We start from the raw sequence: 22,106 nt of genomic DNA, 5'->3' as shown, positions 1-22,106 counted from the left end.
CTAGCCCGCCATCTCGTACGCGTAGTCCGGCGAGAACGAGCCCGCCGCCCCCGCGCAGCCGTCCAGTTCGCCCGGCGGCTTGATCCACAGATAGGCGTCGATCGCCGGATCGCCGGTGCCCGCCGTCGGGTTCTCGCCGACCTTGCGGCCGCGCGGGTCGCACCAGGTGTCGCCGGGCGCGGGGCCGTTGCCGTTGCGGCTGGTGTCGATGACCGCGGTGAGGCCCGAGGAGCCGCCGAACTGGGCCAGCACGGCCTTGGCGAAGGCCACCTCGTCGGCGGTGCGGCGGTAGTTGGAGACGTTGCTGTAGATACCGTCACCGCTGCTCAGCACGCCCGCCGAGCGCAGTCGGGAGGCCTGGACGGCGGGGCTGTTCCAGGCGGAGTGACCGGCGTCGAAGTACACCCGGGCCTTGGGCGCGGCGGCGTGGATGGTGGCGGAGGCGCGGGCGAGCGAGGCGTAGCGGCCGCTCAGCTCGGCGGGCGACAGACAGCTGATGAGCGCGATCGAGTCCGGTTCGAGGATGACGACCGAGGGCCCGCTGCCCAGCCCGGCGGCGAAACCGCGCATCCAGGCGTCGTAGCTCGCCAGATCGGGGGCCCCGCCCGCCGAGGCGCCGCCGCAGTCGCGGTTGGGGAGCTGGTAGGCGACCAGCACCGGCACCTGGCCCTTGGCGGAGGCGGCCGAGGTGACCTTACGGACGTCCTCGGTGACGGTGCCCGGGGTGTACCGCGAGAACCAGACGCCCTGGGGCTGGGACGCGATCCGCGAGGCGATACGGGCCCGGCGGGAGTCGTTCGGGTTGGCGGCGACCCACTTGTTGACTTGCGAGCCGGGGTCGTTGAAGAAGGCGGTGACGGAGGGCAGTTCGCCCGCGGCGGCGCGGGATGCCTGGCCCGCGCCGACCAGGAAGGTGGTGGCGAGCGCGGCGGCCGCCAACGCTCTGATGACACGCATGCTGCATCAGTCCTCTCGCGGACCGGGGGACGGGAGACGGGACTGCTTCCTGGTTGCCGCCGAGCGCCGAAAGGTTGCCGTCCGTGATGTCCCGGCATACGGGCGTCTTAGACGCTTGTATGGGGCCGGGGATAGGCTGACGTCATGGGACATCGAGAGGATCTGCTGGCCGGGGCGAAGCGCTGCCTGCTGGAAAAGGGCTGGTCACGCACGACCGCGCGGGACATCGTGGCCGCCTCGGGCGCCAATCTCGCGTCCATCGGCTACCACTACGGCTCCAAGGACGCCCTCATACGGGAGGCGCTGTTCGCGGCCATGAGCGACTGGGCCGACGAGGTCCAGGCATCCCTCGCCCAGGACACCACGACCGGCGGTGAGCTGACGGACCGTTTCGAGTCGGGCTGGTCCCGGGCCCTCGAACTGTTCGGCAAGCACCAGGCGATGTGGCGGGCCCAACTGGAGGCCGTCATGCAGGCCGAGCACGACCCCGCGCTGCGGGAGGCCTTCGACCGCGCCCAGCCGGAGGCACGCCAGGGGCTGGTGGGGCTCTTCCACGGCGTCGAAGGAGGCGAGGTCGATAAGGAGACCTCCCGGGTGCTGGGCTCGTTCTATCTGACCCTGGTGAGCGGGATGGCCGTCCAGCAGGCCATCAACCCCGGCCATGCGCCCGACGCCCGGGACCTGATCGAGGCGATGCGCCGCGTCGTCGGCGGCACGCCCCCGGCCCCGGCCGGCTGAGCGCGTCCGGCTGAGCGGGCCGCGCCGGCCCGGAGCGGTGCTACCGCAGCCGGGCGGCCTTGAGGGCCATGTGGAGGAGCAGGCGGTCGTCGCCCGCGTCGAGGTCCAGGCCGGTGAGCTGGCGTACCCGGGAGAGGCGGTAGTAGAGCGTCTGCCGGTGGATCCCGAGGATCTGGGCGGTGCGGCTCGCCTGGCCCGCGCAGTCCAGGAACGTTTCGGCGGTGCGGGCCAGTTCCGCGTGCGCGCGCTCCAGGAGGGGGCGCACGGCGGCGTCGGGGGTCGCCATGGGGAGCGTGGCCAGCAGCCGGTACGGGCCGATGGCCGTCCACTCCGCGATCGGGTCGAGCCGGGCGTCGGCCCGCGCGGCCCGGGCGGCGGACAGCGCCTCGCGCCAGGCGGCGGGCAGCTCGTCCAGCCCGCGCCGCGCCTCGCTGAGCCCGGCGCCGCTCTCCCGGCCGCCGCCGCACGGGAGGTCCGCGCCGTGTGGCCCGCCGCCCCGGGCCGCCGGCGCGGCGCCGGGCACGTGGAGGGGATGGGCGGGCGGCGCGCCGTCGGGGGCCGCGGCGCGGGGGGAGCGGAGGAGCTGCTCGGCGGTGGCCCGGGCGGGGCCGAGCGAGGTGGGGGCGCGCAGCCGGACGAGGGCGGCCAGCGCCGTCTCGTCGGGGATCACACAGGCCGCGGCGATGCCCGGCAGGTGGGGCAGGCCCGGGTGGTCCTCGTCCTCGCCCGTGCCCGGAACCCACGGCAGGACCGCCACCAGCGCCATCGGCCCGTCGGCCGTGCCGCGCAGCGCGGTGTGCAGGCCCGAGCAGGCCGCGTCGCGGGTGGCGGGCGGCCCGGTGAGCAGTTCGCGCAGCAGCTCGCCCAGTTCCTCCCCGGCCCGTGCCTCGGCCGCCAGCAGGGCGCCGATCCGGGCCGTGGTCTCCATCGCCCGGACCAGCCGCGGGTCCGAGGGCGGACCGCCGGGACCGCCCAGCTCCAGGTCGGAGAGGTGGCCGTCGTCCAGCAGCCAGACATAGCCGTGGACGACGCCCCGGTGCCGCACCGGCAGGCAGATGCGGCCCATGAAGACCCCGGCCCCCGGGTCCGGCGGGATCCGCAGCGGTGCCTGCGCCCGGGCGATCCCGAACGCCTCGAACCAGGCCCGCACCGCCGCCGTCGAGCGGCGCTGCAGGATGGAGCGGGTACGGACCGGGTCCAGCGTCGGTTCCTCGGCGTCGTCGCTGTCCTGCGCCCCGAAGGCGATCAGCGCGAAGTCGCGGTTCTCCAGGGTCGCGGGCGCCCCGAGCGTCGCGGTGATCTCGTCCACCAGCTGCTGATAGTCCTCGCGCATGGCGCTCCGGCCTCCTTCCCCGACTGCGGGATCAGCCTCTCATACAGGTGTCTGAGATCCCGGACACGGATGCGTGACAGCTGTCGATGGTCCCGGTTCCGCGCGATCCTTAGGTTTCACGGTGAGTTGTCGGAGCCGTTCACCGGCCGTCATCGTGGAGGTGCCCTGTGCTGGGACCCGTGCTGCTCGCCGCTTCGCGCAGCGCTGCCATCCGCCGGATCGTGTCCGGCGCGCCGGTCACCCGCCCCATGGTGGACCGGTTCGTCGCCGGTGAACGGCTGGCCGAATCCATGGCCGCGGTGCGGGGGCTCACCTCCCACGGCCTGGAGGTCACCCTCGACCACCTGGGCGAGGACGTTACCGACCGCTCCGAGGCGCTGCGCAGCCGGGACGCCTATCTGGCGCTGACCGAGGCGCTGGCCGGGGAGGGGCTCGGGGCCCGCGCGGAGATGTCGGTGAAGCTCTCCGCCTTCGGCCAGGCGCTGCCCGGCGGCCACGACGTCGCCCTCGCCCATGTGACCCCGGTCGTCGAGGCCGCGGCGGCGGCCGGGACGACGGTCACCCTCGACATGGAGGACCACACCACCGTGGACTCCACCCTCGCGATCCTCGGCGAGCTGCGCACCCGGTTCCCGCAGACCGGGGCGGTCGTCCAGTCGTACCTCTTCCGTACCGAGGACGACTGCCGCGCGCTCGCCGGGGAAGGCTCGCGGGTGCGGCTGGTGAAGGGCGCGTACAACGAGCCCGCCTCGGTCGCCCACCAGGACAAGCGCGAGGTGGACCGGGCCTTCGTGCGCTGCCTGAAGATCCTGATGTCCGGCGACGGCTATCCCATGGTCGGCTCGCACGATCCGCGCATGGTCGCCATCGCGCAGGACCTCGGGCACCGCCTCGGCCGCAAGAAGGACGAGTACGAGTTCCAGATGCTGTACGGCATCCGTCCGGCCGAGCAGGAGCGGCTGGTCGCGGAAGGTCACCGTATGCGGGTTTACGTCCCGTATGGAACAGACTGGTATGGGTACTTCATGCGCCGGCTCGCCGAGCGCCCCGCGAACCTCGCGTTCTTCCTGCGCTCGCTCGCCGGCCGCGGCTGACAGCCCTCGGCTCACGACCACCACGACGACCCTCACGACAAAGGAGACAACGGCGATCATGGACGCTGTGACCCAGGTCCCCGTGCCGGTGAACGAGCCGGTGCACACCTATGCCCCCGGCAGCGCCGAGCGCACCCGCCTCGAGGCCAAGCTCAAGGAGCTGGCCGACAACCCGATCGACCTGCCGATGACCATCGGCGGCGAGAAGCGGATGGGCGCCGGCGAGCGCTTCGACGTCGTACAGCCGCACAACCACGCGGCCCGCCTCGGCACCTACGGGAACGCCACCAAGGACGACGCCCAGGACGCCATCGACGCGGCGCTGGCCGCCGCCCCGGCGTGGCGGGCGCTCAGCTTCGACGACCGCGCCGCGATCATCCTCAAGGCCGCCGATCTGCTGTCCGGCCCGTGGCGCGAGACCATGGCCGCGTCCACCATGCTGGGCCAGTCGAAGACCGTGCAGCAGGCCGAGATCGACACGCCCTGCGAGCTGATCGACTTCTGGCGCTTCAACGTCCACTTCGCCCGCCAGATCCTGGCCGAGCAGCCGCCCGCCAACTCCCCGGGCGTGTGGAACCGCAGTGACCACCGGCCGCTGGAGGGCTTCGTCTACGCGATCACGCCCTTCAACTTCACGGCCATCGCGGGCAATCTCCCCACCGCCCCCGCCCTCATGGGCAACGTCGTGGTCTGGAAGCCCTCCCCGACCCAGACCCACGCCGCCGTGCTGCTGATGCGGCTGCTGGAGGAGGCCGGGCTGCCCAAGGGCGTGATCAACCTGGTCACGGGCGACGGCAAGGACGTCTCCGAGGTGGCGCTGAACCACCCGGACCTCGCGGGCATCCACTTCACCGGTTCCACCCGCACCTTCCAGTACCTGTGGAAGACGGTCGGCAACAACATCGAGAACTTCAAGACCTACCCGCGGCTGGTCGGCGAGACCGGCGGCAAGGACTTCATCGTCGCCCACCCCTCCGCCGACCCGGCGGTGCTGAAGACGGCGGTGACCCGCGGCGCCTTCGAGTTCCAGGGCCAGAAGTGTTCCGCCGCCTCGCGCGCCTACGTCCCGCGCTCCATCTGGGAGAACGGCTTCAAGGAGGAGCTGGCCGCCGAGGTCGACGGTCTGGCCATGGGGCCCGTCACCGACCTCGGCAACTTCATGGGCGCGGTCATCGACGAGCGCTCGTTCGCCAAGAACAAGGCGGCGATCGACCGGGCGAAGTCCGACCCGACGATCGAGGTCGTCGCGGGCGGCACGTACGACGACAGCGAGGGCTACTTCGTCCGCCCGACCGTGCTCGTCTCCACCGACCCGGAGAACGAGATCTTCAAGGACGAGTACTTCGGCCCGATCCTCGGTGTGTTCGTGTACGAGGACGCCGAGTACGACGCGATGCTGGAGCAGATGGAGTCGGCGTCGGCGTACGGCCTGACCGGCTGCGTCATCGCCCGGGACCGCGCCGCGGCCGCCGCCACCTGCGAGGCGCTGCGCTTCGCGGCGGGCAACTTCTACATCAACGACAAGCCCACCGGTGCCGTGGTCGGCCAGCAGCCCTTCGGCGGCGGCCGCGCGTCCGGCACCAACGACAAGGCGGGCGCGAAGCAGAACCTGATGCGCTGGACCTCCACCCGCTCCATCAAGGAGACGATGGTCCCGCCGACGGACTACCGCTACCCGCACATGGGCTGATCCGCCCGGCGCCCCGCGCCGCCCTTGAGCCCCGCCCTCGACCCGGCTGCGAGCCGGTCGGGGGCGGCGTGCGTCGAGAGGGGGTGAAACGGCATAAACCTGTGGACGCCCGAGGGGCGCGAATGCTAGCGTCTTGCATTCAAGTCAGCGTTATTTACCGTAGTTTACGTCGATAACCAGCCATGGTCGAGGTCGGACGGGGGTCGGCCTCGGCCATGACTCGTCTCAGATAGTAGGACGTCCGACTAATTGTGCAGACACTGACGCTCCGCTGCCTTACTTTTGTGGAAGCCGAACGTCCCGCTCCATCGAGCGACGGCGGACGTGGCCCGGTGCATCCGCGCAGGTGATCCCTGCCGCACCCAGGCCCCCGCCCCTTTACGGCAGCCACCTTCTCGGGGATTCCTCCCGGCCGCGTGCCGGGGTTCAGCAGAGGAGACGTGAACCATGGCCGAGCAGACTGTCCGCAGGGTCCGCCGCAAGAACGACGACACCGACCGGCGGAACGCCGCCGCCGCGCTCCAGCGCGCGCTCGACCGCCGCGACAACGGCGGCTCCACCGGTCACTGAGACGCGGTCACCGAGAAGCGGGGCGGGTGACCTCGAAGTGGTCCACCCGCTCCCCGGACTCCGCCAGTGCCGAGACCTTCAGGCGCGGGTCCGTGCCCGGCTCCACCTCCACCGCGAGGAACGAGAAGCCGGTGTAGCGGACCCGTGACCACTCCACGGTGTCCTTGTCCTTCTCCCCGTCCTTCGTCCAGTGGTAGCTCTTCACCTCGTCGAGGTCCTTGACGTGCCCCTCGTAGCTGTCGGGCACCGGGAACTCGTACAGGTCCGCTCCGGCGCCGCCCGCCGTGACGTACACGATCCCGTCGCGCACGGCGTCCGCGCTCCCGCCGACCGGCACCGTGCGGGCCACCTTGCCGCCGCGGATGGCGTCGGTGCGCTCGTAGACGTGGTTGTGGCCGTTGATGACCAGATCCACCTGGTGCTTCTCGAACAGCGGCACCCACGCGTCGCGCACCCCGCCGTCCGAGGCGTGTGAGCTGGTCGTGGAGTACGCGCAGTGGTGGAAGAAGACCACCAGGAAGTCGATGTCGTCCCGCGCGCGCAGCCGCCCGAGCCGCCGGTCCAGCCAGCGGGTCTGCTCGCCGCCCGTGTAGCCCTTGTTGGCGGGGATCTCGTAGCTCACGTCGTTGGCGTCCAGCGCGACGACGCCCACGCCCGCGTAGGTGAACGAGTAGACGCCGGGCGCCTTGCGGGGGTCGGGCCCGTTGTCCGGGAGCGACCAGCGGGCCAGCTGTCCGCCGTAGCCGTCGGGGGAGTACCAGGCCTCCATGTCGTGGTTCCCGGTCGTCACCATCCACGGCACGCTCGCCGCGACCGGGTCGGTCTGGGCGAGGAAGGTGTCCCAGACCCGGGCGTCGTACAGGTCGGACTTCTTGCCGTGGCCGGTGGTGTCCGCGTAGCAGATGTCCCCGGCGTGCAGATGGAACGACGGGTTCTGGCCCAGGATCAACCGGTCGTTGGCGAGCGCGTCGTAGCTCACCCCCTGGTCGCCGAAGGCGGTGAAGACGAACTTCTCCCGCCGGTCGGGGGCGGTGCGGAAGGTGCCCAGCGAGGTGAAGTGGCGCGGGTCGGCGGGGTCGTAGCCCTCGTGGCCGACGCCGTAGTAGTAGGTGACGTCGGGGCTCAGCCCGTCCACCGCGGCGTGCAGGTAGTACTGGTCGACCGCGGGCAGCTGGTCGCCGAGCGACGGGGTGTGCAGATGGCGGACCTCGGCCTCGACCTTCCGGGTCAGCTCCGTCGGACGGAGTCCGATCCGCAGATACGGCCGCTTCACCGCGAACGGCACCTGCCAGGAGACCCGCATCTGCGTCGTCGGGTCGGCACCGAGGGCCAGATGGCGGCCGAAGGGCGCCACCAGCGCGCCGTCCACCTTCGCCGCCGCGGGCCGGGCGTCCCCCGCCGGCGACTGCTTGGACCCGGTGGCCCCGGCGCAGCCCGCGCCGCCCAGCGCCACCGCGGCCGCCCCGGCCGTCGCGGCGCCCCCGCGCAGCACCCGTCGGCGGGGGAAGGCGTCGCGCAGGTACTCGTGCTGCTCCGCCATGGTCATCCGGCTCGCTAGCGGCTCCGGAATGCCGAACCGTGGTGTATGCATGATCCGGAATCTCCCCCGCGCGGGCGACACCACGCCGTACTCCGGGTGAACGCGGCCTGTCCGGTGGGCGATCTGTCCGTATGGCGGACGAGCGATGTCATGGGATGGGACGAGGGGTAGGGTCCGGGTATGTCTCGCAGCATTCGCCTCGCAGTGATCCCCGGTGACGGTATCGGCCAGGAAGTCGTGGCCCAGGGCCTCAAGGTGCTGAGGTCCGTCCTTCCTCAGGACGTGAAGCTGGAGACCAAGAGTTACGACCTCGGCGCCAAGCGCTGGCACGCCACCGGCGAGACCCTGACCGAGGCCGAGCTGGAGTCGCTGAAGGAGCACGACGCGATCCTCCTCGGCGCGATCGGCGACCCGTCGGTCCCGTCCGGGGTGCTGGAGCGCGGGCTGCTGCTCAAGCTGCGCTTCGCCTTCGACCACTACGTCAACCTGCGTCCGTCGAAGCTCTTCCCGAACACGGCCACCCCGCTGGCCGGGCGCCCGGACATCGACTTCGTCGTCGTCCGGGAGGGCACCGAGGGCCCGTACGTGGGCAACGGCGGCTCGCTGCGGACCGGTACCCCGGCCGAGGTCGCCACCGAGGTCAGCCTGAACACCGCGTACGGCGTCGAGCGCGTCGTCCGGGACGCGTACGAGCGCGCCAACAGCCGCCCGCGCAAGAAGCTGACCCTCGTGCACAAGAACAACGTCCTGGTGCACGCCGGCCACCTGTGGAAGAACATCTTCGACGAGGTCGGCGCCGAATACCCCGACGTCACCACGGACTACCTGCACGTCGACGCCGCGACGATCTTCTTCGTCACCCAGCCCGAGCGGTTCGACGTGATCGTGACGGACAACCTCTTCGGTGACATCCTCACCGACCTCGCCGCCGCCGTCACCGGCGGCATCGGGCTCGCCGCGAGCGGCAACATCAACCCCTCCGGCGCCTTCCCGTCGATGTTCGAGCCGGTCCACGGCTCCGCGCCGGACATCGCGGGCACCGGCAAGGCCGACCCGACCGCGACCATCCTGTCGGTGGCCCTGCTCCTCCAGCACCTCGGCTACGCGGACGAGGCGGCCCGTATCGAGGCCGCCGTCGCCGAGGACCTCGCCGAGCGGGACGCGGCGCGCACCACCGACGAGATCGGCGACGCGCTCGCCGCGCGAGTATCCGGCTGACCCCAGCCTGCGTCCGTGCGCGGCTGGGTGCGACCATCGACCTCGGGCCGCGCACTTCGCACGCATCCTTCACGTCTTCGGCCCCACGTCAGCGATAATCGCTCGTGGGGCCGCCGTGTTCAGGGAAGCTTGGACGTCCTAGTACCGATCACGGGCAGGATGGTGTGAGCGCGGTCCGCCACAACGGAAGTGAAGGACTACCACTCATGACGACGCCCTCGATCGAGCTCAAGCCCTCCTCGCACCCGCTCTCCGACGCGGAGCGGGAGGAGATCCTGGCCAATCCCGGATTCGGCCGCCACTTCACCGACCACATGGTGACCATCAAGTGGACGGAGGGCCGCGGTTGGCACGAGGCCCAGCTCGTGCCCTACGCCCCGCTCTCGCTCGACCCGGCGAACATGACGCTGCACTACGCACAGACGATCTTCGAAGGGCTCAAGGCGTACCGCCAGCCCGACGGGACCGTGGCCACCTTCCGCCCCGACCAGAACGCCGAGCGCTTCCAGGCCTCCGCCCGCCGCATGGCGATGCCCGAGCTGCCGGTCGACCTGTTCCTCGCGGCCTGCGACGCCCTGGTCACCCAGGACCGGGCGTGGGTGCCGGGCAGTGGTGAGGAGTCCCTGTACCTGCGGCCGTTCATGTTCGCGACCGAGGTGGGCCTGGGGGTCCGTCCCGCCAACGAATACATGTTCGTCCTGATCGCCTCCCCGGCCGGCGCCTACTTCTCCCGTGGCGTCCAGCCGGTCTCCGTCTGGCTGTCCGAGGAGTACGTGCGCGCGGCGCCCGGCGGCACCGGCACCGCCAAGGCGGGCGGCAACTACGCCGCCTCGCTGGTGGCCCAGGCGCAGGCCGCCGAGCAGGGCTGCGACCAGGTGGTCTGGCTGGACGCCATCGAGCGCCGCTGGATCGAGGAGATGGGCGGCATGAACCTGTACTTCGTGTACGGGAACCGCATCGTCACCCCGGAGCTGTCCGGGGCGCTGCTGCCCGGGATCACCCGCGCCTCGCTGCTGCGGATCGCCGCCGACCTCGGCTACGAGGTCGCCGAGGGCCGGATCTCGGTCGACGACTGGCGCGAGGCGACCGCGGACGGCAGCCTCACCGAGGTCTTCGCCTGCGGCACCGCGGCCGTGATCACCCCGGTCGGCTCGGTCAAGTCCGCCCGCGCGAGCTGGACGGTGGCCGACGGGCAGCCCGGCGAGGTCACGATGAAGCTGCGCAAGGCGCTGCTGGACATCCAGACCGGCGCCGCCCCCGACCCCCACGGCTGGCTCCACCGCATCGGCTGAGGCGGTTGACGGGGCCTTCTCGGGGGCTCATAGCTCGCATTCTGAGACGGACGGGAGCGCGGGGGCGGAATGTGCTTGACTGCCCCCGTGCTCTCGTTCGCCATGATTATTGGCAGCAGGCGCGCCGGTCCGCAGTGATCGCCCCGTACGACCCGGTACGGCGCGGCCACCGTGCCCCAGACCCGCGCGCAGACCTCTCGCACCCGCGAGGGGTCTTTTCGTTTTCCGGACCATCCCACCGGAGGCGGAGTGTGCGGGATCATAGGAGGGCGCGGAACCGGTTATTCCGGTAGCCCGAGATCCACCCCGACAGGAGCCAGACCACCATGAAGGATCGGCCCGACGACAGCTTCCACGTCTTCGACACCACGCTGCGCGACGGCGCGCAGCGCGAGGGCATCAACCTGACGGTCGCCGACAAGCTCACCATCGCCCGTCACCTGGACGACTTCGGCGTGGGCTTCATCGAGGGCGGCTGGCCCGGCGCGAACCCGCGGGACACGGAGTTCTTCGCCCGCGCCCAAGCGGAGATCGACTTCAAGCACGCCCAGCTCGTCGCGTTCGGCGCGACCCGCAAGGCGGGCGTCCGCGCCGAGGATGACGCGCAGGTCAAGGCGCTGCTGGACTCGGGTGCCCCGGTGATCACCCTGGTGGCCAAGTCCCACGACCGCCATGTGGAGCTGGCCCTGCGCACCACGCTGGAGGAGAACCTGGCGATGGTCCGCGACACCGTCGCCTACCTGCGGTCCCAGGGCCGCCGGGTGTTTCTCGACTGCGAGCACTTCTTCGACGGCTACCGCGCCAACGCCGACTACGCCAAGCGGGTCGTCTCCGCCGCCCACGAGGCGGGCGCCGACGTGGTGATCCTCTGCGACACCAACGGCGGCATGCTGCCCGGCCAGATCGACGCCGTGGTCCGCACCGTCCTGGCCGACACCGGCGCGCGCCTGGGCATCCACGCCCAGGACGACACCGGCTGCGCCGTCGCCAACACCCTGGCCGCGGTCGACGCGGGCGCCACCCACGTGCAGTGCACCGCCAACGGCTACGGCGAGCGGGTCGGCAACGCCAACCTGTTCCCCGTCGTCGCCGCCCTGGAGCTGAAGTACGGCCGCCGGGTGCTGCCGCCCGGTGCGATGCAGGAGATGACCCGGATCTCGCACGCGATCGCCGAGGTCGTCAATCTGACGCCGTCCACGCACCAGCCCTATGTGGGTGTTTCCGCCTTCGCCCACAAGGCCGGACTGCACGCCTCCGCGATCAAGGTCGACCCGGATCTGTACCAGCACATCGACCCCGAGCGGGTCGGCAACACGATGCGCATGCTGGTCTCCGACATGGCGGGCCGCGCCTCGATCGAGCTGAAGGGCAAGGAGCTGGGCGTCGACCTCGGCGGTGACCGGGCGCTGGTGGGGCGGGTGGTCGAGCGGGTCAAGGAGCGCGAGCTGGCGGGGTACACGTACGAGGCCGCCGACGCCTCGTTCGAGCTGCTGCTGCGCGCGGAGGCCGAGGGCCGGACCCGCCGCTACTTCCGGGTCGAGTCCTGGCGCGCGATCGTCGAGACCCGCCCGGACGGCACCCACGCCAACGAGGCGACCGTGAAGCTGTGGGCCAAGGGCGAGCGCATCGTCGCCACGGCGGAGGGCAACGGCCCGGTCAACGCGCTGGACAAGGCGCTGCGCGTGGGCCTGGAGCGGATCTATCCGCAGCTGGCCAAGATGGAGCTGGTGGACTACAAGGTCCGCATCCTGGAGGGCAAGCACGGCACCGAGTCCACGACCCGGGTGCTCGTCTCGACCACGGACGGACAGGGGGAGTGGTCCACGGTCGGCGTCGCCGAGAACGTGATCGACGCCTCCTGGCAGGCGCTGGACGACGCCTACGCGTACGGGCTGCTGCGGGCCGGGGTGGAGCCGCAGGAATAGCGGGCTTCGGCGGCGCGGGCCGTATGGAAGGTGGTGAACCCGGGCATCATCGAAGCTGCCCGGGTTCCCGCAGCAGGTCCGCCCACCGCAGGAGGTCCCATGCCGGCGCGTCCGATCGGCCCCTGGTCCCGGCGGGGCTTCCTGGCCGTGGCCGCCACCGGGGCGTTATGCCCCGCCCTCGCCCCGCCCGCCCACGCGGCCGGTGCCGCCGGGCCGGACTTCGCCGCCCTGCGCCGCCGCTGGACCGACCTCACGCTCGGCACCGGCTACGATCCCGCCGCCGAGCCGTACGCCTCCCGCCTGGCCGAGACCGGCCGCCTGGCCACCCGGTTCCGCGCCGCCATGGCGCCCGCCGCCGCCTCGCTCTGGCCCGACCAGCCCTTCGACCCGCCCGCCGGGATCACCCAGAGCTACGCCCGGCTGAACACCATGGCCCAGGCGTACGCCCAGCCCGGCACCGGCCTCACCGGCGACCCCGGTCTCGCCGACGACATCGCCCGCGGCATCGACCACCTCGACGCCACCGTCTACCACCCCGCCACCACCCGCTACGGCAACTGGTGGGAGTGGCAGATCGGCAGCCCCCGGCTGCTCCTGGACACCCTCGCGATCCTGTACGACCGGCTCGGCGACGAGCGGCGGGAGCGCGCTCTGGCCGCCGTCGACCACTTCGTCCCCGACACCATGCTCGGCGACTACACCGGCACCAGCACCGGCGCCAACCGCGTCGACCTGTGCCGCGTCGTGGCCCTGCGCGGCATCCTCGGCGCGGCGCCCGCCAAGGTCGCGCTCGCCCGGGACGCGCTCTCGCCCGTCTTCCCGTACGTGACGAAGGGCGACGGGCTCTACGCCGACGGATCGTTCATCCAGCACACCTGGGTCGCCTACTCCGGCACCTACGGCTATGTCCTGCTCGACGGCCTCGGCCGGCTCTTCGCCCTGCTGGCCGGGTCGGAGTGGGAGGTCACCGACCCGAACCGGCGGATCGTCCTGGACAGCGTCGAGCACGCGTACGCACCCCTGCTGCACGACGGGCTGATGATGGACGGCGTCTCCGGCCGGGCCGTCAGCCGCGGCGTCCAGAGAGACGATCCACGCGGCATCACCCAGAGCGACCACCAGCGAGGCCATCTGCTCCTCGCCGCCATCGCCCTGCTCGGCGCGGGCGCGGACGACGCCGCGCGGAAGCGCTGGAACGGCATGGTCAGGGGCTGGATCGAACGCGACACCAGCAACCCCGTGCTGACCGACCCGCAGTTCGGCGTCGCCGACCTGGCCCGGCTGGAGGCCGTGGCGAAGGAGCCAGGACCGGCGCTGCCCGAACCCGTGGGCCACCGGCTGTTCCCCGCCATGGACCGGGCCGTCCACCGGCGCCCCGGCTGGACCGCCGCCCTGGCCATGGCCTCGGACCGGATCGCGTACTACGAGAACGGCAACGGCGAGCACCCGCGCGGCTGGCACACCGGCGCCGGAATGCTGTCCTGGTGGGCCGGGGGCGACACCGCGACCCAGTACACGGACGGCTTCTGGCCCACCGTCGACCCCTACCGGCTGCCCGGAACCACCGCCTCCGCCCGGCCGCTGGCCGACAACGAGGGCGGCGGCTGGGGCGAGCCCAAACCCGCCGCGCGCTGGGTCGGCGGCACCACCGACGGCGAGTTCGCCGCCATCGGCCAGGACCTGCGCGGCCTCGGCTCCACCCTGCGCGCCAAGAAGTCCTGGTTCTGCGTGGCCGACGCGATCGTCTGCCTCGGCGCGGACATCACCGCCCGCGACGGCGCCCCCGTCGTCACCGTCGTCGACAACCGCGCCCTCGGCGCCGACGGCACCCCCACCCTCACCGTCGACGGGCTCCCCCGGCCCGCCGCACCGGAGCGGACCCGCACCCATACCCGGGCGCGCTGGGCGCATCTGGCCGGGCACGGCGGCTATGTCTTCCCCGGTGGCGCCACCCTCCGCACGCGCCGCGAGGCCCGCACCGGCTCCTGGCGGGACATCAACACCGGCGGCTCCCCGGAACCGATCACCCGCCGCTACCTCACCCTCTGGTACGACCACGGCACCGACCCCGACGGCGCGGACTACGCCTACCTCCTGATGCCGGGCGCGGGCCCGGCCGTAACTGCCGCCCGCGCCGCCGACCGCCGCTGGCTGACCGTGCTCGCCAACTCGGGCGCCCGGCAGGCCATCACCATCCCGTCGCTCGGCGTCACGGCCGCGAACTTCTGGACCCCGGGTACGGCCGGTCCGCTCACCGCGAGCGCCCCCGCGAGCGTGCTGCTGCGCCGTACCGGCCGGCACACCGCGCACCTCGCCGTCGCCGAGCCGCCCCGGACCGGTGAACCGTTCGACGTCCTGTGGGCGCACCCGGTGCGCGACGTGCGGGCCCATGACGCCACGGTCGAGGTGCTGGCCACCGGCGGCGCGCTGCGGCTGCGCGTCACCCCCGGCACGGCCTGCGCCACCCACCGCTGCGAGATCGCGCTCTAGACCCGATGGGCCCGGCGGGTGCCGACCATCCGGGTGATCGGGCCCCACTGGTCACGGTGCGTCGCCCATAGGATTGTGGGGTGCCGACAGCGCTCCTCACCCTTGGGGGTCACGGGTAAGGGGAAATCCGCTGTCCAGTTCTGTTCCGCCTGCCCACGAAAACGGGCCCGACGTTGTATGGAATTGACATGCGTTTCCGGGGGCCCGGGAACGTACCGTCGTTCCATGACCAATCTCGAAGGTGCGCCCGAAGAGGCGAGTGACGTCCGCGGGCGCGTCGCCGAGCTGCACGCGATCCGCGAGCAGGCTCGGCGCGGCCCGAGCGAGCGGGCGACCGAGGCCCAGAAGGCCAAGGGCAAGCTGACGGCTCGCGAGCGGATCGATCTCCTGCTGGACGAGGGGTCCTTCAACGAGGTGGAGCCGCTGCGGCGGCACCGCGCGACCGGATTCGGGCTCGAGGCCAAGAAGCCCTACACCGACGGGGTCGTCACCGGCTGGGGGACCGTCCACGGGCGGACGGTGTTCGTTTACGCACACGACTTCCGGATCTTCGGCGGGGCGCTGGGCGAGGCCCACGCCACCAAGATCCACAAGATCATGGACATGGCCATCTCGGCCGGGGCGCCGCTGGTGTCCCTCAACGACGGCGCGGGGGCCCGTATCCAGGAGGGCGTCTCGGCGCTCGCGGGCTACGGCGGCATCTTCCAGCGCAACACCAAGGCGTCCGGCGTCATCCCGCAGATCAGCGTGATGCTCGGCCCGTGCGCCGGTGGCGCCGCCTACTCCCCGGCGCTCACGGACTTCGTGTTCATGGTCCGCGAGACGTCCCAGATGTTCATCACCGGACCCGATGTGGTCCAGGCGGTGACCGGGGAGAAGGTCAGCCAGAACGGTCTGGGCGGCGCGGACGTGCACGCCGAGACCTCGGGCGTGTGCCACTTCGCGTACGACGACGAGGAGACCTGCCTGGAGGAGGTGCGCTACCTCCTCTCGCTGCTGCCGCAGAACAACCGGGAGAACCCGCCGACCGTCGAGTCCGACGACCCGGCCGCCCGGCGCGGCGAGGCGCTGCTCGACCTCGTCCCGGCCGACGGCAACCGCCCGTACGACATGCGCAAGGTCATCGAGGAGATCGTCGACGACGGCGAGTACCTGGAGGTCCACGAGCGCTGGGCGACCAACATCATCTGCGCGCTGACCCGGCTCGACGGCCAGGTGGTGGGCATCATCGCCAACCAGCCGCAGTCGCTGGCCGGGGTGCTGGACATCGAGGCGTCGGAGAAGTCCGCGCGCTTCATCCAGATGTGCGACGCGTTCAACATCCCGCTGATCACCTTCCTGGACGTGCCCGGCTTCCTGCCCGGCGTCGACCAGGAGCACGGCGGGATCATCCGGCACGGCGCCAAGATGCTGTACGCGTACTGCAACGCGACCGTGCCGCGGATCTCGGTCATCCTGCGCAAGGCGTACGGCGGCGCGTACATCGTCATGGACTCCCAGTCCATCGGCGCCGACCTGACCTACGCCTGGCCGACCAACGAGATCGCGGTGATGGGCGCCGAGGGCGCCGCCAACGTGATCTTCCGCCGTCAGATCGCCGACGCGGACGACCCCGAGGCCATGCGCGCGCGCATGGTCAAGGAGTACAAGTCCGAGCTGATGCACCCCTATTACGCGGCCGAGCGGGGCCTGGTGGACGACGTCATCGACCCGTCCGAAACCCGTGAGGTCCTCATCCGGTCCCTGGCGATGCTGCGCGACAAGCACGCCGACCTGCCGTCCCGCAAGCACGGCAACCCGCCGCAGTAACGCCACGAGGGAGACGAACACACCGTGAGCACGCCCACCGACATCGCCGGCCCCGCCTCGGCGGCCGCCACCCTGGTCCGGGTCGAGAAGGGCCACGCCGACGCCGAGGAGCTGGCCGCCGTCACCGCGGTGCTGCTCGCCCGCGCCGCCGCCACCGCCGGTCACTCCCGTGACGGCGCCGAGGCCCGCCCGCGCCGCAGCGCCGCGCGCTGGCGCCGTCTGGAGCGCCGCCCGGCGTTCAGCGCGCCGCACAGCTGGCAGGGCTGACGCGCCCCGCCCGACGCACGCGAAATCCCCCGCCCTCCGATGGAGGGCGGGGGATTTCGCGTATCCGGCACCGGCGGTCCGGTTCGGTTCCCGCGGGCCGGGGCCCGCGGGAACCGAACCGGACACCCTAACGCAGCCGGGCCATCAGCGCGTGCTCGACCAGCGTGATCAGCGCGCTCTTGGCCTCGCTGCGGTGGCGAGCGTCGGTGATGATGATCGGCGCGTCGGGGCCGATCTGCAGGGCCTCGCGGACCTCTTCGGGACTGTAGGGCTGGTGTCCGTCGAAGCCGTTGAGGGCGATGACGAAGGGCAGTCCGGAGTTCTCGAAGTAGTCGACGGCGGGGAAGCAGTCGGCGAGGCGGCGGGTGTCGACGAGGACGACGGCGCCGATGGCGCCGCGGACCAGGTCGTCCCACATGAACCAGAACCGGTCCTGTCCGGGGGTGCCGAACAGGTACAGGATCAGGTCCTGGTCGAGCGTGATGCGGCCGAAGTCCATGGCCACCGTGGTGGTGGTCTTGTCCGGCGCGTGGGTGAGATCGTCGATCCCCGCGGAGGCGGAGGTCATCACGGCTTCGGTACGCAGCGGGTTGATCTCCGAGACCGCGCCGACGAACGTGGTCTTGCCCACGCCGAAGCCGCCCGCCACCACGATCTTCGCGGAGGTGGTGGAGCGGGCTGCACCGCTAGAGCTTGCGAAGTCCACTGAGCACCCTTTCGAGCAGTGTCACGTCAGGCTGGCCGCCGGCGGACTCGTCGCCGCCGGGCTGGTGAATGGCGACGAGCCCGGCCTCAGCCAGGTCGGCTACGAGGATTCGGGCGACGCCGAGGGGGATGGTGAGCAGTGCGGAGATCTCGGCGACCGACTTGATCTCGCGGCACAGGTGGCAGATCCGCTGGTGCTCGGGCAATTGGCCCTGGAGCTGGGTGGGATCGGCCGTGGTGTGTACCAGTGCCTCGATGGCGAGCTGGTACCGGGGCCGGGTCCGGCCCCCGGTCATGGCGTACGGGCGCACCAGGGGGTTATGCGCGCCTCCCGTCGGGGAAGGTTCCGGAGCGAGGCGCTGAGGTGGCTGTACGGGCTGGATGCGGGGTGGCTGCGGTGGTTCGTACATAGGACTCTCGGGAGGCGCGTAGGAAGGCGCGTAGAGGTCCTGCTGGCCCTGTGGGGCCCAGGGCTGCGGGGGCATCGGCTCCTGGGGCTGCTCGCCGGGGTACTCCGGGGACGGTTCGCCCGGGTACGGGGAGCGGGCCTGGCGGCTCGGTGCGGAGGGGAAGTTGAAGCGCTTCATCGGGGCTTCTCCGCGCGGTTCGGACGGCTGCCCATGGCCGTACGGATATCCGCTAGGGGGCGTTGCCACGTTTCCTCCTCCAACTCCAACGTGCCTGTCGGCCGGTCGCGCCACCGCACCCTATGGCGCGGTGGCGCGAAACGCACTCCATGTTTGCTAGTTGAGAAGACTGCCTTGCAATTCCGCGCGCAGGTCGGGGGTGAGGACGTTGCCCGCGCGATCGACGAGCAGGGCCATCTCGTAGCCGACGAGGCCGATGTCGCACTCCGGGTGGGCGAGTACGGCGAGGGAGGAGCCGTCGGAGATGGACATGATGAAGAGGAAGCCTCGTTCCATTTCGACGACGGTCTGGTTGACCGCGCCGCCTTCGAAGATGCGGGAGGCTCCGGCGGTGAGCGAGGTCAGGCCGGAGGCGACCGCCGCCAGTTGATCGGCTCGGTCACGGGGGAAGCCTTCGGACATCGCCAGAAGGAGTCCGTCGGCGGAGACCACCACGGTGTGGGACACCCCGGGGGTGTTGTCCACGAAGTTGGTGATCAACCAGTTCAGGTTCTGCGCCGCCTGGCTCATCGGGCTCACACTAACGCTCCTGATCGTAGGTGCTGCCGGGGCCGAAGCCCTGTTGGTCATGCTGGTCACGCGGGGTGATCCCGGCTCCCGCGTCGCGTCCCCGCTGGATGCCGCGGCGCAGGTTGCTGAGCCTGCCGCGGATGTCCTCCGGGGCCCGGGAGACCTGAGGGCCACCCTGTCCGGTGGGCTCCGCGGCGCCCTCGACCAGGTTGGCCTTGGGCACCCTCCGGGGCAGACCGGAGGAGGTGACCCCGCCGGCCTTCGGCTCGCGGAGCTGTTCGGCGCGGTGCCAGCGCTGGTCGTTCTCCGACTGCCACCGGTTACCGTCCTCCTGCGGGGCCTGCCGCGGCCGTTCCGGCACCGCGGCCGCCGCCGGTTCCCCGACTGCCGCCTGTGCCCCTGTCTCCTCGGTCGGCTGCCACTGCTTGTCGCGACGCGGAAGCCCTGCGTCGGTCACCGAGTGGACGCCGCTCGGAGAGGGGCCCGGACGGTGGAACTCTACGCGGTCCCGGGAAACTTCGGGACCGCCGGGTCCCGATTCCGTTTGCGTCCCGAACTGCGACGCGAAGGGCATTTCAAAAGATCCGGAATCGCCCCACTCTCCCTGCTGGGGAGGTGAGTTGTAGCCCACGTACGGCTGTTGTTCCGGCTCCGTCTGGACGCTGAAGTCCGCTTCCGGTTCAGAGAAGGCGGAATCCTGGTACCCCGGACCGGCCGGCCCGGGGCCGGGTTGGGCCAGCAAATCCGGCCCGGCCGGGTCGTGTCGCGGCTCCTGCCCGTGCTGCATGGCCTGCAGCCCGCCGTACTGCCGCTGGAACTGCTCCTGGGCGTACGAGGAGTCGTCGAAGCCCAGCTCGGCGGCCGTACGGGAGGACAGCGCGGCGTCCTCGGGGCTGTAGGCGGGCCGCGGCCCGGGCTCCGGGGCGATCCGGGAGACCGTGAAGTCCTCCTGGGTCAGCTCCTCGCCGCCACCGCCGTGGGTGATCGCCTCGGGCAGCATCACCAGCGAGGTGGTGCCCGCCTGCTCACCGGCCGGGCGCAGTTGCACCCGGATGCCGTGCCGGTCGGCGAGGCGGCCGACCACGAACAGGCCCATGCGCTGCGAGACCGCGGCGTCCACGGTCGGCGGCTTGGCCAGCTTGTGGTTGATGTCGGCGAAGTCCTCGGCGGTCAGGCCGATGCCCTTGTCGTGGATCTCGACCACCACCCGGCCGTCCGGCAGCCGGGTCGCGGTGACCCGCACCTTGGTGTGCGGCGAGGAGAAGGTGGTGGCGTTCTCCAGCAGCTCGGCGAGCAGGTGGACGAGGTCGGTCACCGCCGTGCCGTGGATCTCGCTCTCCGAGATTCCGGCCAGCTCGATCCGCTCGTACGACTCCACCTCGGACGAGGCGGCGCGCAGCACGTCGATCAGGGGCACCGGCTGGTTCCAGCGGCGGCCCGGCTCCTCGCCCGCGAGGATCAGCAGGTTCTCGCCGTTGCGCCGCATGCGGGTGGCCAGGTGGTCCAGCCGGAAGAGGTGCTCCAGCTGGTCCGGATCGGCCTCCCGGGCCTCCAGTTCGGAGATCAGGGTGAGCTGCCGCTCGATCAGGCCCTGATTGCGACTGGAAAGGTTCGTGAAGATCGCGTTGACGTTGCCCCGCAGCATCGCCTGCTCGGCCGCGAGACGGATCGCCTCGCGGTGCACCTGGTCGAAGGCGCGGGCGACCTCGCCCAGTTCGTCCCGGGTGTTGATCGGGATCGGGGTGACCCGGGTGTTCACCCGGCCCGGGTCGGTACGGGAGAGCTGGTCGACCACCATGGGCAGCCGCTGCTCGGCGACGTCGAAGGCGGCGTTGCGCAGCTGGAGCATGCTGTGGCTCATCGAGCGGGCCATCCGGCCGGCCACGATGAACGCCACGAGCAGCGCGACGAGCACGATCGCGGCGTTCACGATCGTGTCCTGCTTTGCGTTCGCGGATATTTGCGATGCCTCGTTCACAGCCTTGTCGACGAGGTTCTGCTCGGCTTCGCGGTAGGCGTCGAACTTGATGGTGGACGCGGCGAACCAGGTGTCCGGCGTGATGCCCTGGTCCGCCAGATCCTTGGGGTCCGACCCACCGGCGATGGCCTGGATCATCCGGTCCATGGAGGGCGGTTCGGTGTACGTCTTCCCCGCCGCCTCGGCCTTCCGCTTGGCCTCGGCGCTCTGCGCCCGCGCCCGCTTCTTGGCCGCGGTGAAGGTGTCCTCGAGCCGGGTCACGTCCTCCGGGGTGCCGGCGGCGTTGAACTCCGCGAGGGCGATGCCCTCCAGGTAGACATAGCTGCCGAAAGCGGTCAGCTGGGTCTTGCGGTCGGCCGCCGACGGACCCGGCTTGACCAGCAGATGGGTGCCGATGGAGCGCTGCAGCGACTCGGCGCCCTTGGCCAGCGAGACCGCGTAGACCGTGCGGCCGTAGGAGGTGATGTTGCCGGTGCCCAGGCCCAGTTCGTTGGCGAACTCGGTCAGCCCGTGCTCGACGGCGACGTATCCCTCTTCGGTCTTCACCGCGCCCAGCCGGTCGGTGTAGGCGTTCCGCCGCACCGCCGCCAGCTGGGGTTCGAGCGATTTGAACGCCCTGAGGCGCCGCTTGAGGGGCGCCGTCTGCGGCATGCCGGCCACGGCCCGGTCGAACTTCTTCGCCGCCGCGTCGGTCGTCGCGCGCACCTTGCGCACCAAGTCCTCATTCGTGCCGGTCAGCAGAGGGCCGGCGGTGCGGTCGCGCTCGTCGACCAGGGCGTGGGCGTAGGTCTCGGCGGCCCGGACCACCTTGGCGGTGCGCTCCGCGTCCTGCGCCTCGTTCCAGGTGGCGACCGACGCCGACACCTGGAAGCCACCGAAGACCAGGGCCACCAGCACGGGGATGAGCAAAATGGCGTACAGCCGCGTGCGCACCCCCCAGTTCCGCGGGGTGATCCGGCCACCGGCGGGGGCGGGTGGATCCGACGCATCTGCGGGCGGAGCCGCTGTGCGTGTACGCGGCGGCGGGGTGAAGTTCCCTCGCGCTTCTTGCGCGGGGTCCGGCGTGCTTCGCCTCACTCGACCAAAACCTCTCGGCGTCGGCACCGATCTCGTGCCGTTCCCAGTTGAGCCCTCTACTGCCCAGTTCAGCGAATTCCAGCACGCCCCGCAGGTGCTTTCCAAACACTGTGCAAACCGCTCAGTCTGTTGTCTAGACCAGAGATAAAACGGGCGTTAAGGATGAGCCACGTCAAATGCCGAACTAATTGAACGCGCAACGGAGTCGATCGCATGCGGTCCGTGTCGACGAGCCGGGTTTTTCTCTGTCGAAACGTTATGAAGGC

At 71.3% G+C, this 22,106-nt stretch carries 17 protein-coding genes; 10 read left to right on the top strand and 7 right to left on the bottom strand.

What is annotated here, in order from left to right; all coding sequences use genetic code 11:
* Window positions 1-957, bottom strand: coding sequence for a glycoside hydrolase family 6 protein (locus tag ASC60_RS05475; protein WP_055547383.1), 957 nt, complete (start codon window positions 955-957; stop codon window positions 1-3).
* A gap of 144 nt (window positions 958-1,101) precedes the next feature.
* Between ASC60_RS05475 and ASC60_RS05470 the strand changes: the two genes are divergently transcribed.
* Complete coding sequence (locus ASC60_RS05470) at window positions 1,102-1,695, top strand: TetR/AcrR family transcriptional regulator (protein WP_055547381.1); 594 nt, start codon at window positions 1,102-1,104, stop codon at window positions 1,693-1,695.
* A gap of 40 nt (window positions 1,696-1,735) precedes the next feature.
* Here ASC60_RS05470 and ASC60_RS05465 read toward each other — a convergent pair whose 3' ends face one another.
* Window positions 1,736-3,028, bottom strand: coding sequence for a CdaR family transcriptional regulator (locus ASC60_RS05465; RefSeq protein ID WP_055547379.1), 1,293 nt, complete (start codon window positions 3,026-3,028; stop codon window positions 1,736-1,738).
* 167 nt (window positions 3,029-3,195) lie between these two features.
* Between ASC60_RS05465 and ASC60_RS05460 the strand changes: the two genes are divergently transcribed.
* The 3 genes from ASC60_RS05460 (at window position 3,196) to ASC60_RS43670 (ending at window position 6,382) form a co-directional block, all read left to right on the top strand.
* Window positions 3,196-4,122 carry a proline dehydrogenase family protein gene (locus ASC60_RS05460; RefSeq protein WP_055547377.1) on the top strand — a complete coding sequence of 309 codons (927 nt, stop codon included), beginning with the start codon at window positions 3,196-3,198 and terminating at the stop codon, window positions 4,120-4,122.
* 58 nt (window positions 4,123-4,180) lie between these two features.
* Window positions 4,181-5,812 carry an L-glutamate gamma-semialdehyde dehydrogenase gene (pruA, locus tag ASC60_RS05455; protein WP_055547375.1) on the top strand — a complete coding sequence of 544 codons (1,632 nt, stop codon included), beginning with the start codon at window positions 4,181-4,183 and terminating at the stop codon, window positions 5,810-5,812.
* A gap of 447 nt (window positions 5,813-6,259) precedes the next feature.
* Window positions 6,260-6,382 (top strand): hypothetical protein, encoded by a 123-nt coding sequence (locus ASC60_RS43670; RefSeq protein ID WP_267892778.1) that lies wholly within the window; start codon window positions 6,260-6,262, stop codon window positions 6,380-6,382.
* Between the two features lie 7 nt (window positions 6,383-6,389).
* Here the strand turns inward: ASC60_RS43670 and ASC60_RS05450 are convergent, their stop codons facing one another.
* On the bottom strand, window positions 6,390-7,973 hold the full coding sequence (locus ASC60_RS05450) for a metallophosphoesterase family protein (RefSeq protein ID WP_055547373.1): 1,584 nt from the start codon (window positions 7,971-7,973) through the stop codon (window positions 6,390-6,392).
* A 129-nt stretch (window positions 7,974-8,102) separates the two neighbouring features.
* Here ASC60_RS05450 and ASC60_RS05445 point away from each other — a divergent pair, with 129 nt between their 5' ends.
* The 6 genes from ASC60_RS05445 to ASC60_RS05420 all read left to right on the top strand — a co-directional run bounded on the left by ASC60_RS05445 (window position 8,103) and on the right by ASC60_RS05420 (window position 16,923).
* On the top strand, window positions 8,103-9,140 hold the full coding sequence (locus ASC60_RS05445) for a 3-isopropylmalate dehydrogenase (protein ID WP_055547371.1): 1,038 nt from the start codon (window positions 8,103-8,105) through the stop codon (window positions 9,138-9,140).
* A 206-nt stretch (window positions 9,141-9,346) separates the two neighbouring features.
* Window positions 9,347-10,432, top strand: a complete 1,086-nt coding sequence (locus ASC60_RS05440) for a branched-chain amino acid aminotransferase (protein ID WP_055547370.1) — start codon at window positions 9,347-9,349, stop codon at window positions 10,430-10,432.
* Between the two features lie 326 nt (window positions 10,433-10,758).
* Window positions 10,759-12,357, top strand: a complete 1,599-nt coding sequence (cimA, locus tag ASC60_RS05435; RefSeq protein ID WP_055547368.1) for a citramalate synthase — start codon at window positions 10,759-10,761, stop codon at window positions 12,355-12,357.
* 99 nt (window positions 12,358-12,456) lie between these two features.
* Window positions 12,457-14,847, top strand: a complete 2,391-nt coding sequence (locus ASC60_RS05430) for a polysaccharide lyase 8 family protein (RefSeq protein ID WP_055547365.1) — start codon at window positions 12,457-12,459, stop codon at window positions 14,845-14,847.
* A 225-nt stretch (window positions 14,848-15,072) separates the two neighbouring features.
* Window positions 15,073-16,656 (top strand): acyl-CoA carboxylase subunit beta, encoded by a 1,584-nt coding sequence (locus ASC60_RS05425; protein ID WP_055547363.1) that lies wholly within the window; start codon window positions 15,073-15,075, stop codon window positions 16,654-16,656.
* A 24-nt stretch (window positions 16,657-16,680) separates the two neighbouring features.
* A complete protein-coding gene (locus ASC60_RS05420; RefSeq protein WP_055547361.1) occupies window positions 16,681-16,923 on the top strand; it encodes an acyl-CoA carboxylase subunit epsilon in 243 nt (80 codons plus the stop codon).
* A 127-nt stretch (window positions 16,924-17,050) separates the two neighbouring features.
* On the opposite strand, the gene ASC60_RS05415 is transcribed toward ASC60_RS05420, so the two are convergent.
* From ASC60_RS05415 to ASC60_RS05400, 4 genes are all read right to left on the bottom strand, one after another.
* Window positions 17,051-17,629 (bottom strand): ATP/GTP-binding protein, encoded by a 579-nt coding sequence (locus ASC60_RS05415; RefSeq protein WP_078510301.1) that lies wholly within the window; start codon window positions 17,627-17,629, stop codon window positions 17,051-17,053.
* On the bottom strand, window positions 17,610-18,284 hold the full coding sequence (locus ASC60_RS38815; RefSeq protein ID WP_079038201.1) for a DUF742 domain-containing protein: 675 nt from the start codon (window positions 18,282-18,284) through the stop codon (window positions 17,610-17,612). Before ASC60_RS38815 ends, ASC60_RS05415 begins: the two co-directional genes overlap by 20 nt.
* Window positions 18,285-18,371: 87 nt before the next feature.
* Window positions 18,372-18,785 (bottom strand): roadblock/LC7 domain-containing protein, encoded by a 414-nt coding sequence (locus ASC60_RS05405; protein ID WP_009714795.1) that lies wholly within the window; start codon window positions 18,783-18,785, stop codon window positions 18,372-18,374.
* Between the two features lie 10 nt (window positions 18,786-18,795).
* Window positions 18,796-21,840 (bottom strand): nitrate- and nitrite sensing domain-containing protein, encoded by a 3,045-nt coding sequence (locus ASC60_RS05400; protein ID WP_079038200.1) that lies wholly within the window; start codon window positions 21,838-21,840, stop codon window positions 18,796-18,798.
* Window positions 21,841-22,106: the final 266 nt, after the last annotated feature.

Source organism: Streptomyces sp. NBRC 110028, from assembly GCF_001417735.1.
Lineage (GTDB): Bacteria > Actinomycetota > Actinomycetes > Streptomycetales > Streptomycetaceae > Streptomyces.
The sequence above is the reverse complement of the archived record's forward strand: the minus strand, read 5'-3'. Positions and strand labels throughout refer to the sequence as shown.